At 58.6% G+C, this 16,823-nt stretch carries 10 protein-coding genes; 6 read left to right on the top strand and 4 right to left on the bottom strand.

The genetic code is table 11. The features are described 5' to 3' along the window. Positions 1-132 precede the first annotated feature (132 nt). Together PSR62_RS25715 and PSR62_RS25710 are read left to right on the top strand one after the other, a co-directional pair. Positions 133-321 (top strand): DUF1589 domain-containing protein, encoded by a 189-nt coding sequence (locus PSR62_RS25715; protein ID WP_443217383.1) that lies wholly within the window; start codon positions 133-135, stop codon positions 319-321. Then, the gene (locus PSR62_RS25710; RefSeq protein ID WP_443217418.1) at positions 249-425 is read left to right on the top strand and encodes a hypothetical protein; all 177 of its coding nucleotides are present in this window, start codon (positions 249-251) and stop codon (positions 423-425) included. The genes PSR62_RS25715 and PSR62_RS25710 overlap by 73 nt, the downstream gene beginning before the upstream one ends. A gap of 345 nt (positions 426-770) precedes the next feature. On the opposite strand, the gene PSR62_RS09780 is transcribed toward PSR62_RS25710, so the two are convergent. The 4 genes from PSR62_RS09780 to PSR62_RS09765 all read right to left on the bottom strand — a co-directional run bounded on the left by PSR62_RS09780 (position 771) and on the right by PSR62_RS09765 (position 8,419). Beyond that, the gene (locus PSR62_RS09780; RefSeq protein ID WP_443217382.1) at positions 771-3,155 is read right to left on the bottom strand and encodes a multiheme c-type cytochrome; all 2,385 of its coding nucleotides are present in this window, start codon (positions 3,153-3,155) and stop codon (positions 771-773) included. A 29-nt stretch (positions 3,156-3,184) separates the two neighbouring features. After that, positions 3,185-4,444: a DUF1573 domain-containing protein gene (locus PSR62_RS09775; protein ID WP_274407584.1), complete on the bottom strand. Its 1,260-nt coding sequence runs from the start codon at positions 4,442-4,444 to the stop codon at positions 3,185-3,187. Between the two features lie 109 nt (positions 4,445-4,553). Then, complete coding sequence (locus tag PSR62_RS09770; RefSeq protein WP_274407583.1) at positions 4,554-7,061, bottom strand: O-antigen ligase family protein; 2,508 nt, start codon at positions 7,059-7,061, stop codon at positions 4,554-4,556. A gap of 152 nt (positions 7,062-7,213) precedes the next feature. Next, positions 7,214-8,419, bottom strand: a complete 1,206-nt coding sequence (locus PSR62_RS09765; protein WP_274407582.1) for an MraY family glycosyltransferase — start codon at positions 8,417-8,419, stop codon at positions 7,214-7,216. 320 nt (positions 8,420-8,739) lie between these two features. On the opposite strand from PSR62_RS09765, the gene PSR62_RS09760 reads away from it, so the two are divergent. From PSR62_RS09760 to PSR62_RS09745, 4 genes are all read left to right on the top strand, one after another. Continuing rightward, a complete protein-coding gene (locus PSR62_RS09760) occupies positions 8,740-11,208 on the top strand; it encodes a DUF1592 domain-containing protein (protein ID WP_274407581.1) in 2,469 nt (822 codons plus the stop codon). Positions 11,209-11,284: 76 nt separating this feature from the next. Next, complete coding sequence (locus PSR62_RS09755; RefSeq protein ID WP_274407580.1) at positions 11,285-12,586, top strand: DUF1552 domain-containing protein; 1,302 nt, start codon at positions 11,285-11,287, stop codon at positions 12,584-12,586. A gap of 631 nt (positions 12,587-13,217) precedes the next feature. Then, entirely contained in the window at positions 13,218-14,492 is a 1,275-nt protein-coding gene (locus tag PSR62_RS09750) for a DUF1559 domain-containing protein (protein WP_274407579.1), read from the top strand. A 1,224-nt stretch (positions 14,493-15,716) separates the two neighbouring features. Further along, complete coding sequence (locus PSR62_RS09745; protein ID WP_274407578.1) at positions 15,717-16,781, top strand: DUF1559 domain-containing protein; 1,065 nt, start codon at positions 15,717-15,719, stop codon at positions 16,779-16,781. Positions 16,782-16,823: the final 42 nt, after the last annotated feature.

The raw sequence follows: 16,823 nt of genomic DNA, 5'->3' as shown, positions 1-16,823 counted from the left end.
ACCCGAACGCGTCAGCGAGGGACCACACTAAGCAGGAATGATCAAGCACAACCATGTGAGCCGTTTGGGCGGTAGCCCCGGTTGTGCGTGAAAACCGTGGCGAACGCCAACGGCTCACATACCCGATGACACATGCGTACCTGCTTAACATCCTGGCCACTCCAGTGGCCAAGCGACGTAGGCCAGGTCTCACCTGGCAACCAGCCAATGCTTTGGAACAAAGCGAGGCGTCCAGCCACCCCGGCAAGATCCAACACGATCCGTCCAATCACCCAGCCAGGTGGGGCCTGGCCTACGAACTCTCCATCCCTACCGAGATGAAGAAAGACAGAAGCCGGAAGAAAAATGGCATTCGCTACCGGAACGCCAATCGCAAACATTTTGCAGTCCAGCGTTCGCCTGGGCTGTCAAAAGGTTGGTATTGACACCGCTTTGGACTGCGCAGGTTTCGTTCCTCGACTTCGCCCCAACGGGGCAGCCCTATGCCAGCCCAGGGCAACGCCCTGGGTTGTGGCGGGACCAAGATTACAAAGCCCCAACGGGGGCGGTCCTAGCGGGTTTTGGGGAGTCTTTCTTAGGGCCGCCCCGTTGGGGCTGGTGTCGGAATCTCCCGAAACCCCAGGCGATGCCTGGGGCTATCTTAGATCTGCCCCGTTGGGGCGTAGGACAGAATAAAAATCAACGTCGCATTTTCCGTGTCAATACCAACCTTTTGACAGTTCAGCGTTCGCCCCGGTTGCATGAAAGATTGCTGCTGACCTGCTCGACAATCAGTCGACGCCGTAGTGCTCGATCTCGGCCCAGTAGTCGTCGAACGCGCCTTCCGCGTGGAAGTCAGGGCTGTTGTCCAAATCGTGGCACTTCATGCATGATTCGCGAGCCTCATCCAGCGGCAGCTTCATCGCCTCCCGCAGACGAGTCTTTTCTTCGTCGCTGACGCCGCTGTCGGCCGCCTCGGCTTTCGTGTGAGCCGCACCGGGACCGTGGCAGTTCTCGCAACCGTTGCCATGCAAATGGGAACTGGCTTCCAATTCCAAGTAACCGGAAACGTATGGGTAGTAACCTTGTGGGTTCCATCCGGTCACGTGGCAGGAGATGCATTCGGGATCGAAGTGACGCGAAACGTCGCCGCGTTCGCCTGGGTTGACCAGGTGCTCGGTGGCCTCGAAGTGAGCCGACCCTTGCCAGGTGTCAAAGGCGGTTGTGTGACATTTGCCGCACGCTTCCGAACCGACAAATTGACCGCCGGAAGGATGTTGGATGGGCTTGAGCCCCAAGTTGCTGAACCCCAGATCACGAAGTTGGAACTGGTAATCCTTCATCAAGGCTCGCATTTCAGGAGCGTCTTCAAATTCGTGCGTCAGCGGGACGCGGGCGTAGCGAATCGGACCATCGGGATACAACCCCACCAGCCCCGTGTACATCCCTTTGTCGCCCGTCAAAATCGACTTGGTTTGCGTGCCATCGATCGCCTGTGGCTGATAAGTCGGCTCGCCATAGCCACCAGCAATCACAACCAAGTCGAAACCAGGAACCGCACGCACCAACTCCTGGGCATTCTTTTCCTCGCCATAAAACGTCAGCACCGTGTAGTCAGGATCCTCTTCCTGGATCGCTGCCAAAGCTTCTTTTGCCGCATCCACCAAAGCCGTCAGTTGAATGTCGTCGCTGAGTTTGGTTTCCAACGAATCAGGATCCAGAATCGTTGTGACGCCCAACGTCATCCCGCCTCTGCGAACGACGCGGTGCGACGGCATCAACGATCGGTCAAACGGGATCACATTGGCCGACACATAGATCGCTTCTTCTGGATCACCGGGCGAAGCCTCTTGGATCAGGTCGTTCACGCTCAGACGAACGTCGTCAGGTCCCAGGCCAACCGAGACGTAGCCCATCTTGCGAAGGGCTTCGAGTGAACGGTGAAATTTGATTTCCGATTGGCGACCGTAGCGACGAACCAAATTGCCGGCATCGATCGGAGCCAATTCCCAGCCCTTTTCACGCAGCTGTTTCAGGAACGTCATTCGCCGCGCGACACCGCCCTTTTGATTTTCCAGCCCTGTGCAACCGCACGGCTCGATGTACCCGTGTTGCTGACCGGTCACGAACAGCGTCAGTGAGGGTGTGGGCCAAGTGTTGTAGTCCTCCGGTTCCTGACCACCGCCGACCGACTCCGCATCGATCAAGGTGTCGATGATCGGAGCATCGGGTCCCGTCAATTGGAAAGCGGCCGTGGCTTCCTCAGGAAAACTCACTCGCTCCGCCTCGAAACTCTCCGCATCGCTGAGCGGACGTTGGGCGACGATTTTTTCAGGTGCGATCCGATCGATGGGCGATTCCGCCAGCTCAGCTGCGGGAACTTCCCATCCACGAGCGGCGTTTGGCCCAGCGTTTTTCGCGACCGATGCACGATGATTCTCTGGCAAACCCAGCGGGGTCGGCACGATTTCCGCTTCGATCTCCTTGCGAGCCAAGGGCCTCGGCACGATTTCAACCTTGCCCAAATCCGAAGCCGACTTTTCTGACAGAGTGTCTTCCGCAGGATCGATTTGGCTCAGGTCAATTTTGCCATCGAATTTGCCAGTCGCAACTTTGGCGGGAGCAGCCGATTCCTTGGCAACCGATTCGTCATCGGTTTCAACCGTCCAGGTCAAATCGCCATCGGACCAGCCACCAGTTTGGTCGACCGATTCCGCGTCCTCGCGAGTGTTGTCCAACGCGGCTGATGTCGCAAAGGACAGTGGTTGCTGGCGAGCGAAACGCCAGTCATCCGACGGCAGTTGAACTCGCCCTCGGTAATCCGCTATCGAATCCACAGCAACCGATTCGACAGCCACCAATTCGGGTGGCGACAGCGTTGCGATCTCATCTTTTTCAGACTGACTCGCGAGCGGAGCGGGCGAGTAACACCCCACCACGGCGATCGCAGAAACCCCCAGAACGGCCATTAAAAAGGACCATCGAGAACGTTTCACCGAAGTGTTGGTCGACGCCCCAATCGAGGTCGACAAACAGTGAAGAAAGGGGCGTGGCGATTTCATCTGGGCCTGATCAACTGCGTTGAATGAGTCTTTTCCCGACAATTCACGTCCAACGCAGAAGGGACCACGGTCGTCATGGACGGTTCGATTCGATCGCAGCGACGACATCGTCATGGTCCCCTTGGTTACGCGACCCGTTTATCTTAACGCGCCGGCAGCGAAAATTTCAGGCGTAATTTCATGGAAGGCACGTTGGGGTTATCGGACACAATCGTGACCAATCCGTAGTCTTCTCGGTTCATGCCCAATCGATCGATTTTTTCGTCACCAGGGGTCAAGGTGAACTCGAGGCTATACAGCGACATGGAACCATTTTGGATGGGGTCATTCAGCTTGGCTTCCACGACACCTTCGGGAGAGACTTCACCGATCGAAAGCTTCGTCTTGTCACGTTCCGGTCCTTTCAAGACCACAAACGCCTTTGCCTTTTGCGGCCCCTTCTCGGTGATTTTGCCAAAGTCATAGATGTACCCGCCACCGGTGACTCCGGTCAGCTTGGTGCTTTCCAACATGCTCAGCACACCGACGATCCGGCCCGTCACCGCCGCAACGATGGACTCAGCAGGCGCGTCTTCCTCGTTGAGTTCGGATTCGCCGTTGGTCGATGCGTCCGCGATTGCTCCGACCTTGTTGAACGGCATCACCAAGTTTTGGCTCACGGGGCCCTGTTCCAAACCGGGTGCGATGGAAGCTTTGACCAGGAAAGCCTGGGTGGCTTCGGCATGCTCTTCGTCATCGATTTCAAGCGGAGTGACGGCAAACTCAGCCAGCTCGTTCATTTCCTCGCTGCTGAATTTGGGCTGGCCCAATTCAATCTCTTCACGCATGTAGCTGTAAACCTTCAACTCCAAATCAATGGGCTCGCCGGAGGCCACTTCCTTGAAGGTCAACGTTTCAGGCACCAATTGCACCTGGCGGACCACTTTCCCGGTGATCTCGAAACGAATCGCGACTTGCGTGGGATCATTGGTGCGAAGTTCGGCCGACTGCCCAAACGTGGTCTCATTGGTTTTCACCGTCCAGGACATTTTGACTTCCGTTTCTTCGCCGGGAGCCAAACTCTCGTTTTCCAGAGTTCCGACCGTGCATTTGCAAGTCGAAGCTCCGATTTTCAGCGTCAGCGGCGCGTCACCCACATTCACAACGGTGAACGTGTGCTCCCCCTCTTCTTCTGGCTGCATGATTCCGAAGTCGTACTCATTGCCGTCCGGCAGCTCGACTTTGGGAACATCCTCGCTCCATTCTTTCTTCAGAGACGCCATCGCGTTGGCCGCCGTCGTTTTCCCCTCGAAATCGATGGGGCCAAAGTGAGGCTCGTAACGGCCGTAATTGGATTCATTGATGTTGTAGGCGATCGCAGCGCCGATTCCGGCAACGATCAAGCAAGCGAGCAACGTTTTCATGGCAAAACGACGACGAGAAAAGAAAGAACGAGAATCACCGCTGGGTTACGTCAGGCACCTGCACTTGGTTCATTGCAAAGCGTCGTTCATTGCCAAGCAATGGCCGCCACTACAACCGCAGGGCATCCATGGCCACCTGGGCGGATTGGCGGACGGGCTGCTGAATTGCGGATCGCCCGATCGGCCGGACCACCAGGATCCATTGCAACGCGAGCTGACGCGTGACCACCCCGCCGGCTTCCGCCAATTCGACGGCTTTCCCAGCCAATTCACGGACAGTTTCTGCGGGAGCCCCCTCGGCTTCGGCGATCAAAGCTCGCTGGGCAGCGATCACTTGATGCCACGGGCTGAGCCTTTGGCACCGATCATAAATCATTTTGGCCTGAGCCAGAGCCTCCGTCTCCCCACCGACCTGATATCGGTGCAGGACCAATTCGCCGATCGCTTGCAATCGCGACGGATCGTTTCCGGCTCGCTGAATCGCATTTTCCAATGCCTCCTGGAATCGCGGGCTGATCCCCACCGACGACGGATTCGCAGCAAACCGCTGCAACCAAGCTTGCTCGATCACGTGCAAACGGAAGATCGCTGGGTCAAATGCGTGCTGGTCCGCCTCCATCGCTCGCTGGCAAAGTTTCTCTCCGCCGACCAGATTGCCTCGACGAATCTGAGTGTCAGCCTCCGCCATCCAGCGCCGCGATTCTGTGACAGGCCGATACGAAACCATCCACATCGTCAACGCGGCCAATCCCACCACCACCGCGCTCGCGACCGCCCTCAACCGCCCCCGGAATTCCATGGGTCCATCCGGCACCCGCGTTCGTGAATCCTTGGCGAGCGAATCCTCCGCCCCCGAAATGCGGAAGGGACCAGACAACGACCAGCAACGCCCCGAGCAAGTGACCATCGCAGCCAACGTCCACAACACCACGGCGATTCCCGGCACCGTCCATCCGCCCGAAAAGCTGAGGTGCATGCATCCGGCCATCAACGCAAACCCAGCGATCCGACGAACATCCCAGCCCGGATCGGTCGCTGAACTTTCGTCCGCCAATCGAAACCACCACAGCCAACCAGCGGCACAGGCCACCGGAATCGCGATCAAATGAGCGTCGAAATCCGGTAGATCACGGTTGCGAATTCCCAGGCCCCAAACCGCCAACAACCCAACTGCCGCCCCCACCGGAACGCTCCAGCGAACAAAGCTTCCACCCGATCCTGATGCCCAAACCGGTTCAGGCAGCTTGGGTTCCGCTGCCAAATCGGGTGACTTCAACTCGTTCGTGCCGCGTTCCGCTCGCCAGAACAACCAAGCCCCGACCACCAACAGCCCAACCAACAGAAGTCCCGCTGGGAAACCGCCTGCCCCCAAAGTTTCGCAAACGAAATGGTGTGGGTCTGCGATGACCTCGTGCGATTCAGGCAATCGAAAACGATGGTAGGCCTGCTGATAGTTGCCCGGTCCGGCACCGGTCCAAGGCGAATAATCGACCATTCGCCAAGTGGCTTCCCAATACTGGAAACGGTATCGCACCGATTCGGGCAACCCAGCCATCCAGCCCGTTCCGAACCAGCCTCGGGCCGCCAAAGGCATCGCCACAAACACGGCCGAGATCGCCAGCGACAACGCCGTCACGCACCGCCTTCCTCGTGAAGTGGACCAAACGAAATCGAGCAACGCGCAGCCGCCCACGATCAAGACAGACAACATCCCAGCACGGCTCTGCGTGTCCTTGAGAGCCAAGGCCAAGCTCGCGGCGACCAACACCAAACCAATCGAAACCGCGGCAGACGGACGCGATGTTGCCTCAGGTTTGACAGTGGACCGGTCGTTCCCGACTCTCAATCGCGAGATTGCTTTCGGGAAGGTGCTTCCTAGAACCGGAAGCAAAACCGCGATCACAACCACCAATGCCATCGCAAGCAAACCTGCCAGGGTATTGGCCAACGCAAACGTTGCGGTCGGCCCCCCGTCACGCAGCCGGTTCTCAAAGATCATCCGAGCGTTGGAACCTTCCGGAGCACTGATCCCCACTTCGGCCAACACACGCTCAGGATCGGCATTGTATTCCCGCCATGTTTGCGGCAAGGACACATGGACCTGATGCAAAGCGTGCGTTGCCAGCAACACGGCCCCGACCACGACCAACCCCAGCAACGCAAATTGGTTGCTGCGAAGTTCGCCAGACGAGGATCGAGTTTGCTGTCCACGCAGCCAACGCCGCAAGCCGACGAACCAAACCGCACCAGCAATCCACACCCATGCTTCGTTGCTGGCCGCGCGCCAGTCACCGCCAATCGTCCCCGCCCCATCCAATGAACGGGTCGGCACATTCAGTTGGGCAACTGCCGCATACCCGATCCACCCCGCCAGCAAGCAAACGATTCCATCGATCAGCCATTGGCCTGTCCGATCCGCTCGATCTCTTGAATCACGCTCGCCCTGGGCAACCAGAAATGACCGTCCAACGCAGAACACCTGCATCGCCGCCGCGATCAGCAACGTTGCCAGGCACCACCCCAGGGCACCTCCTTGTTCCACATCGGTCGAATCCGATGGATGGTAAAACGCCCACATCATCAGTGCGGCAAGCATCACCAACACGACCGACGTCATTCCCTTGTTCCCGAAGAATTCCAGCCTCGCCCGGTCCGAAACCGCGGGGGAACTGCCTGACGATTCGTGAGCTGCTTCCCGGTCGTCCGCTTGGTTTGGCCGGCTCGCTTTCAGAGGGTTCGTTTTGGATGGGCCGGCCTTTCGTTTCTGGTTCACTTGTCCGGCCGCCGCCACTGCGTGGATTCCAAGATGCCAACCAGCGTCAGCAAACACATCACGATGCCCAGCACCGCGATCGCCTGCCATGCACCAACGTGCGCCAACAACAACGCCGAGAGCCCACAGGTTGCGGTGATCAAATGAATGGTTGCGACCGCCCCTGTTCTTGACAGCCCCAAGTCCACCAACCGGTGAGACAAGTGACTGTGATCGCCTTGGAACGGGCTGCGTCCTTGTCGGATCCGGATCCAAATCACCGTGGTCATGTCGTAGAGCGGAACTGCCATGGCACACAGAGGAGCCAAGACCGCGTGAGGCCGACTGCCCACCCACCCTGCAACGGATCCGTCACCGGAATCCCCTGCCGCAAACGTCGCCATCAACATGCCGACCGCAATCAAAAACCCAACCAAGTAACTGCCGCCGTCCCCCATGAAGATTCTCGCGGGCGGACGATTGTGGAACAAAAATCCAATCAGCGCCCCCGCCACCACCAACAACAGCGACGCGACCAACAACTGCGGACGATCCGTGCCCGGATCCGGAATGGTCAGCATCACGAGCGCCATCGAAACAGCAATGATGGCGGCCACTCCCGAGGACAACATGTCCATGTTGTCGAGCATATTGAACGAATTGATGACAGCGACGATCCAGACCACCGACAACAACTTGGTCAGCCAGCCACCGTCGATGAACAACGACAGCTCGATGTTCAATCCCCACACGACCGCCGCAGCAAGTCCGAACTGGACGCCCAATCGAAATCCGACGGGCAAACCAAACCGGTCGTCCGCCAACCCCAAAGCGACCAAGATCGTACCGGCCAAAATCAGCCACCAGACATCGCCGCAACGCGACCAGACCCCGGGTGCGTGCAACATCGCGGCATCCCACCATTCCGTCGGCACAATTGCGGGCGAGGTCAAATCACGAAGCGAAGTGATCCAAGCGGGCACCGCCTCAGGATCGTGCAACAGCGCCGCGGCCAATGTCGCGAGCGCCACCGTCCCCAAGATTCCGAAGTAAATCCCCAATCCACCGCCCAGCGGCGTTGGCACGGTGTGGCTGCTGTGACCGCCGGGACGATCCAGCAACCCAAGCTGAGCGGCATACTTTCGGATCGGAAACAGAACCAACCAACTGAAAACCGCCGCCAATCCAGCGGCCACGAGCACGAGTCCGATCGTCGCCGACATGAAATCTCGCGCAATTCAGAGTGGGGGGAACAAGAAGAGAAGCAAAACCTTGCTACGCCCAAAAGGCAAAATGGTTCGCCGCCGCGAACCTGGCCGCGAATCCCTTCTTCCGTCGACAATTTGAGCGGCAAAATTCGCTCGTTTCGAGTCGATCATTCGTTATAATCAGGGGACGCGTCCGACCTGCTAAGAAATGCCGCCAGCTTCCTTGCTCCCCCCCCCAAGCCTGCTCCCACAGCCTGCTTCCCCAGCCCGCTGGCATTTCATCCGTGGCCGAGACGTCCCGCCTTTCTCCCCTCCCAACATCGCGTGCCCGGTTCATGCTCTCGATCTCGCCCTTTCGGCTGGCTGCAGGCCTCGCTTGCTTGGCCGGCCTCGTGCTCTCCACTGCGTCGCCAGCGATCGCTGCCAAACCAGCGTCCCAGACCGACCAATCGGTGTCCCCTGCTGCCGTCGAATTCCTGCAGGCTCAGTGCATCGACTGCCACGATGGCCCCGACGGGGAAGGCGGTTTCGACATCCACTCTGTGTCGCCGGACCTGACCAACGCTGCCGCCTTGCAACGTTGGATCGTGATTCACGACCGAGTCCAAAGTGGCGTGATGCCTCCGCCAGAAGACGTGGAACTGGATCCACCAACGGTTCGCAATTTCACCGAACCGCTGCGAGATCGTTTGCGGGCCTATCAACTCAAACTGCAACGTCGCGAAGGTCGCGTTCGAGGCCGGCGGCTCAGCAACGAACAACTCTCGCGCACGCTGCAAGATCTGCTGCGAGTCGAATTGCCGCTCGATGATCTGATGCCTCCCGAACAGCGCGTCGGCGGCTACGTTCATTTGGCGTCCGCACAATCCATGTCCCACTTTCAGTTGAACACGCACCTGAAAGTCGTCGACGCAGCGCTCGACGCGGCGTTTGCCAAAGCACTGGAACCAGCCTCGGAATGGGCGCTTGACATGCCTCCCGAAAAGATTGCCAACAAACCCAAGGGCCGCCGCAATCGAGACCCTGAGATGCGCAAGGGACTGGCGGTCATTTGGTCGTCCGGCATGATCTTCTACGGTCGAATCTCATCGACTCGTGTGCCCGAAGATGGCTGGTACGAAATCACCTTGACCGCTTCGGGACTCAAGCCCCCCCAAGACCACGGGGTGTGGTGCAGCGTGCGCAGCGGCGAATGCAACTCAGGCGCTCCCCTGCTGTCCTGGATCGGCAGTTTCGAAGCCGAGGCCGAACCTCAAACCATGACCTACCAAGCTTGGCTGCAAAAGGGCCACATGCTGGAAGTCCGCCCCGCCGACCGAACGCTCAAACAAGGACGATTCCAGGGTGGCCAAGTCGGCCTGGGCGAAGGCGAAGACCAAGACCTTCCCGGTGTGGCCATGCACTCGCTGGCGATGAAACGCATCTACCCCGGAGGCGACCGCAAAGAGACTCGTCAGCGACTGCTGGGGACAATTCCACTTCGCTACAACCGCTCGCTCAATCGATCCGAAGTCAACGTTGAGAAGTTCAATCAAAAACGCGATCGAAACGAACTGCGAGCCGCGATCACTCGGTTCGCTGACCTTGCGTTCCGTCGTCCGGTCGACCCGTCCACCATCGAATCGATCTTGCAACTCGCCGAAGCAGAACGCCAAAGCGGTGCGACGTTCATCGACGCCTTGCGAGCCGGGTACCGCGCCGTTCTTTGCTCGCCGCGATTCCTCTACCTGACCGAATTCGCCGACGAATCGGGACGCCTGGACGATTGGGCCATCGCCTCACGCCTGAGCTATTTCCTGACCGGTTCGATGCCCGACGAAGAACTTCGAACCGCTGCGGACCAAGGCCTGCTTCGCCGCGAAGGAGAACTCAAACGCCAAACGGATCGCCTGCTGCAAACACGTCGCGGACAACGTTTCCTGGTCGATTTTTCCGATCAATGGCTGGACCTCGTCGACATTGATTTCACGGAACCGGACCGGCGTTTGTTCCGAGATTTTGACCCGACCGTTCAAGCGGCAATGCTGGCGGAAACCCATCATTTCCTGCAGCGATTGCTGGACGAAGACCGCCCCGTCGGTGAGCTGGTTGGGGCCGACTACACCTACCTCAATTCCCGCTTGGCTCGCTACTACGGACTGAACGAATCGGAAGCCGATGTCGCTGACCTGAACGACCAGATGAAACTCGTTCGCGTCGATCCAGCGTCCCCTCGCGGTGGACTTCTGAGCCATGGCTCGATCCTCAAAGTCACCGCGGCGGGCAACGACACCTCGCCAGTTCTGCGTGGCATCTGGGTTTCAGAACGGATCTTGGGAGTCGAAATCCCCTCCCCACCCGAAAACGTCCCCGCCGTGGAACCCGACATTCGAGGTGCCAAAACCGTTCGTGAACTGCTGGCCAAACACCAAGCCGACGCGTCCTGTGCCGCCTGTCACCAAAACATCGATCCGCCCGGCTTTGCGCTCGAAAACTTCGACGCCGGAGGTCGCTGGCGTGATCGCTACATGCAAAAACGTGGCAACGCCTACAAAGCCGGTGCCAAGGTCGATCCCAGCTTTGCGATGCCCGATGGAGCCACCTTTGATTCGTTCGTCGCTTTCCGTGGTTTGATCGCCGAACGCGATGAACGCTTGGCCGCCAATCTCGCCTCGCACTTCACCACCTACGCCACCGGCCAAACCATTCAGTTTGCCGATCGTGATCGCATCGAAGAGATTGTTGCCAACACACGCGACCACGAATTCGGTTTCCGATCCTTGCTGGACGAAGTCATCCACAGCGACTTGTTCCTTTCCAAGTGACCCTCGCCACCGTTGCCATCGCGCCGCTTGTTTCGCCGCGCCTCCCTCCACTCAACCCCGCCTTCGAGAATCGATCATGAAACGCAGCAACCTTCATTCACGAAGCCCTCTGAAACGCCGCACCTTGTTGCGTGGCTCCGGCGTCGCGATGGGATTGCCATTTTTGTCCGCCATGCGACCCGCGCTCGCGGCCAGTGACAGTGGTGAAGGATCAGGCCGAGCCAAACGATTTGTGGCCATGACGGTCGGTTTGGGTTTGCTGCCCGAGAACCTGATTCCCGAAGGCGAAGGGATGGACTACCAACCCTCTCGCTACCTGAAGTCCCTGCAGGACCTGCGTGAGAAAGTGACGGTCGTGTCCGGTTCGTCGCACCCCGGCGTCAACGGAGGCCACCGGGCCGAAGCCAGCATCCTGACCGCAACGCCAATGGGTTCTTCCGGCGCGGTGAACAACACGATCTCAATCGACCAGTACCTCGCCAAATACAAAGGGCATGCAACCCGGTTCCCTTCGCTGGTCTGCAGCACAGGAGGCTCGACCAGCCCCTGCTACACCGAGAGCGGCGCGATGATCCCGCCGATCACCTCAGCTTCGCAACTTTTCGCGGAACTGTTCGTGGACAACTCGCCCGCCGAACGCGAGAAGCAAGCCGATCGGGTGCGGCAGGGACGCAGCATCATGGACATCGTTGCCGAAGATGCCAAATCGCTGCAGCGCGACCTGGGAAGCGGCGACCGCGATCGCTTGGACGCCTACTTCACCAGCGTTCGTCAACTCGAACAACGCATGCAGCAATCTCAAAAATGGGCCGAATTGCCCAAACCAGCGGTGGATGCCACCGCCCCCATCGACATCCGCAATCCCAACGATTTGATCGGTCGCATGAAAACCATGTGCGATGTTGTTTCCCTGGCGATGGAAACGGATTCGACACGCTATGTGACGCTGCACCTTCCCGGCAGCGGCGGTGTGGTCCCAGTCGAAGGGGTTGAGGAAGGCTACCACTCCCTCAGCCATCACGGCCGCGACGAAACCAAGCTGGAACAACTGGCACTCGTCGAAGAAGCCCTGATCAGCCAGTGGGGCGATTTCCTGCGTGGGCTCAGCCAGCACGGTGATTCACACGGCAACCTGCTCGATGACACCACCGTGTTCCTGACCAGCAACCTTGGCAACTCATCCAACCACGACAACCGAAACATGCCGGTGCTGATCGCCGGCGGCGGGTTCAAGCACGGCGGCCACTTGGGATTTGATCGCAAGAACAACTACCCACTTCCGAACTTCTATGTCTCACTGTTGCAGCAGCACGGCATGGAAGTGGACCAGTTCGCCACCAGCACGGGCACAATGACCGGCCTTGGAATCACGGGCTGAGGCGAGACGTTGGCGAGCGACCAGATCGATCAGCCACGATGAACTCGGAACGAGAGTTCGTCCTGCGCAATCCGCCAGCAAGCACGGCGCCGATCATCATTTCCAGGGAACACGCGAGTGTCCCCAACGTTCTCTTCACGACATCGTGAAGGCTGGCCAGGCAAGCGCGTCCACGACTCTTTCGGCACGCAGACCTCGCGTTTTCAGCTGCAGAAAGCCAATCTTGCGAGCTCTCCCTGTCTGTCTCAATGGGAACTGAAACCGCAACGCTGAAACGGCGTCGAGTGCCTGGAAACTAGGCGATGCCGCCTCATTTCGAAGCACCAAATGTTTTTGGCCCCGTCGAGTTGGTGAGCTAGCACACCCCCGGCAAAACGCGGATGAACCGATTCTTCAAAAAAATCGGATGCCCCATGCCGCCACATCGGAGCCGCAGAAGTCTGCTTTGGTGAGATAGATCGCCCCAACGAGGAATCGGAGCCCAAGACGTGCCTTGGCACGTGAGGAGGAAAGCCAGTTTGGCCTCCAGATTGCGTTGGAAGCCACCATCCGTTTCGTCTCCAGCGGTCACGTCGGCCGCCAGCGAGATGACAGCAATCTTACCGATACTCGCAGCATGGAATGTCACTTGATGGTTCACTCGTCCACCTCCCCAAACCGAAGCCGCAACGGTTTCACCCTTGTCGAACTGCTGGTCGTCATCGCCATCATTGGCGTGCTGGTTGGGCTGTTGCTCCCGGCTGTCCAGGCTGCCCGTGAAGCAGCTCGTCGCATGAGCTGCTCCAACAACATGAAGCAGCTTGGCTTGGCAATGCACAACTACCACAGCGCCTACAACCAGCTTCCCACTCATGGTGCAGGAACCACTCAAGAGGGAGCAGGAATCTTCAACGGCTCGCGGCTCTACAACAACGCGAGTCTTTCGGCGTTTGTTGGCTTGCTTCCGTTCCTCGAACAACAACCGTTGTGGGAACAAATCAGCAACCCCATGAACGTTGACATTGATGGCGTCAGCCCACCTGCCGACACCGCGCCGCTGCCGTTCCCAGCGATGGGACCGACGCCCGCTTACAGTTGGAGTGGAGATGCCTACATCCCGTACATGACAGAAATCGTTGCCTTCCGTTGCCCCAGCGATCCCGGCACCAGCGGATCACCTGGACGTGCCCGAACCAACTACGCCGTCAACCTGGGCGACTCGATCAACACCTTCCAGATCAATGGTCCGTACAACAACAATTTCGTGCCCACGAATGTCTACCGGACGATCTCGTCCGGAACGGACCGTGGGGCCTTTGGCCTCCGCTACAAACACAAGTTCCGCGACATCCTTGATGGGCTCGCCAACACCATTGCCCTCGGCGAAATCGCAACCTCACTGGGCGACCAAGACAAGCGGACTCGCCCAGCACGCAATGCAGGTGGCGATACGATGACGGGACTTCCCGGCAACCCAGCCGTCTGCCAACAGTGGCTGAGCCCCGAGCGACCAATGTTCTGGTCCACTGGCGACGACGGAGGCACAGCGCCCACCCTGGAAGCAGGCACCAGCATGCATTTTCGCGGGTCATCGTGGGCGACGTTCTACCCTGCCCACACGGGATTCCAAACCATCTTGCCACCCAACCGGGAGACTTGCTGGATCTCACACACGCTGTACCCGGGAATGTTCCCCCCCAGCAGCCAACACCCTGGTGGCTGTCACGTTGTGATGGCGGATGGGGCAGTCAAGTTCATCACGGACAGCATCGAAGCCGGCAACTCCAGCGAGGGAACGGTCAACTTCGTCACCAACAGCTCAACGGCGTTGACAGGGTCGCGTGGTCCGGGCAACGCAAGTCCATACGGCGTCTGGGGTTCCCTCGGCACGCGTGCCAGCAGAGAAGTGATCGGCGGCGAATTCTAAACCGCTGCGAGTCACTCATCCAATTTCACTTTCCAATTCAGCCAAATCACCACCGATTATGTTCACTTCGCCAATCTTCCGTCGGCTCATCTGTTGCCTGTTCCTGAGTTCACTTGGCTTCGCAACCGGCTGTTCCAGCGACGAAAACCGAGTTGTCGAGCCAACACCGAAAGAACAGCGAGACGCCGAGGAAGCCAAAGGCACCTTGGACGTTTCGAAGGTCTGACACCGTCCAATTCGACTCCATCACAAAACGCTCCTCGTTCTTCGAGGAGCGTTTTTTCGTTTCCCGAACCAGGTGCATGGTCCCACCCAACGCTGATAACGATTCCCGTCGACACGGAAACCCGACGCGCCAGCAGCCCCGCACCGCATCCCCACGTCGGCCCCCTCCGGGGCGACCAACTGTGTTCCGTTATCCGTCTCGGGGCTGTCGCCCCGAGCTAACAACGACGGCCCCCTCCGGGGCGATGGTGGCGAACAGCCGTTCTCACCGTTCCCGAATAGCCGATCTGGATGGTGCCACCCACCTTTCGAGATTCACCTTTCGAGATTTTGGCGTGTGCCGATTTTGGGCCAAACGACCGAACCTGATCGGCTCTTCACATCGGCTCGCACCGAAGCGACCTACAGGCGGACCCTGCATCTTTGCAAAGCATCCCTGTGGGCGGACGCTGGCAGCCAATCCGACGCTACGGCAACTTCTACGCCACAAAGCTTCCTACCACCGCCAGCCTGGCGACGATCCGCTGCGGCCCAACACCTCCTCGAACCGCCTCGAAAAACAACGCGTTGCCTTGTCGATTGCGTCTTCATCTCGCTTTTGTCCCCTCAATAAGAGTGGGATCGCTCACACAATCCCTCCTCCCGCAACACGCCTAAAAACAAGGCACTCGTGCCCAGTGAATAAGCAGCATCGTCTCGCGCCCCCTCCTGGAGAGCCGCTACTGTCTTCCCTGTAATCCTTGCATCCCGACACGAAGTTGAGAAATTCCACAATTTCTTGCTCATCTTTCCCGGCCCCACCGTCCCGCTTCGGAGGAGATCTCCTCCCTAGAGCTTCCAAAACCCCATGAATGCCGGAAGACGCAAAAGGGCAAGGGACAACTTTGGCCTCTTGCTTGCTATCTCCCATCCAACATCACCGGTGTCATATTCGGTCGCGTTGATCGCACCGAGAGGCACCTCGAAGTTTATTCGCACATTCAAATGGAATCTCAAGCGATGCGTCGTCCTACCTCTTTTCGTACTTCCAGAAGTTCTGGCTTCACCCTCGTCGAACTGCTCGTCGTCATTGCCATCATCGGTGTGATGGTTGGCTTGCTACTTCCGGCCGTCCAATCGGCACGGGAAGCTGCTCGCCGGATGCAGTGCTCCAACAACATGAAGCAGCTGGGCTTGGCGATCCACAACTACCACAGTGCGTTCAATATGTTCCCCGCCAACATCGGTGCCAAAGCCACCGGAAACCCCAACCGCGGTGCTTCATGGTTGGTCCAGATCCTGCCGCAAATGGAGCAGTCGTCGATCTACGAAAAGCTCACCTTCGTTGGCACTGACTTCAGCACCCAAGACGGTGTGAACCGAAACTGGGAAGTCCTGGACGATGCAATCGTCCCTGGGTTCAACTGCCCCTCCAACCCAATGCCAAACTTCCGCGACAACAACGCCAACGGTTTGACGACCGCCTTCGGATCCCCCGACAGCTACAAGACTCAAATCGTTGATTACGTCGGCGTCGCAGGCTACTACTACACACCCGGCGTCCGCCAAGGCGAATCCGGCTGGCAACCTGGTGCTCGTTCGGACGGCTCGCGAAACGTTTGGACTGGCTACGGCTGGATGCAGGACGCCGGCATCATCGGCATCAACAACTCGAAGTATCGCAACCCAAAGTTTGCCAGCATCCTGGACGGAACCAGCCAAACGATCGCCATCGGCGAACACTCCGCTGAAATGCCACACGCTGACAAGACCCGCACCGACAGTCGCCCCAGCAGTCACGCTGGTGGTGCTTGGAACGCTGGTCCTGCCTTCCACGGTTGGTTGGGATGGACCGCGAACATCACGGTTCCACGTTGGCCCATCAACAGCATCTACTCGGGCAACTACACCCAACTCTACGGTTACACACTGCACAACGGTTTCCGCTCCAACCACGTCGGCGGTGCTATGTTCACGATGGGTGATGGCTCGGTCCGCTTCGTCACCGACAGCATCGACTTCGACGACGTCTTCATGGCGATGAATGGTCGCAACGACCGTTTCGTCTACGACCAAGAATTCTAAGCCGCCGAAGAACTGAACCAATCCAAAGATATCCCCAACAAG

It is taken from the genome of Rhodopirellula sp. P2 (genome assembly GCF_028768465.1).
GTDB lineage: Bacteria > Planctomycetota > Planctomycetia > Pirellulales > Pirellulaceae > Rhodopirellula.
Note: the sequence above shows the minus strand (reverse complement) of the source record. Positions and strands in the feature narration are given on the sequence as shown.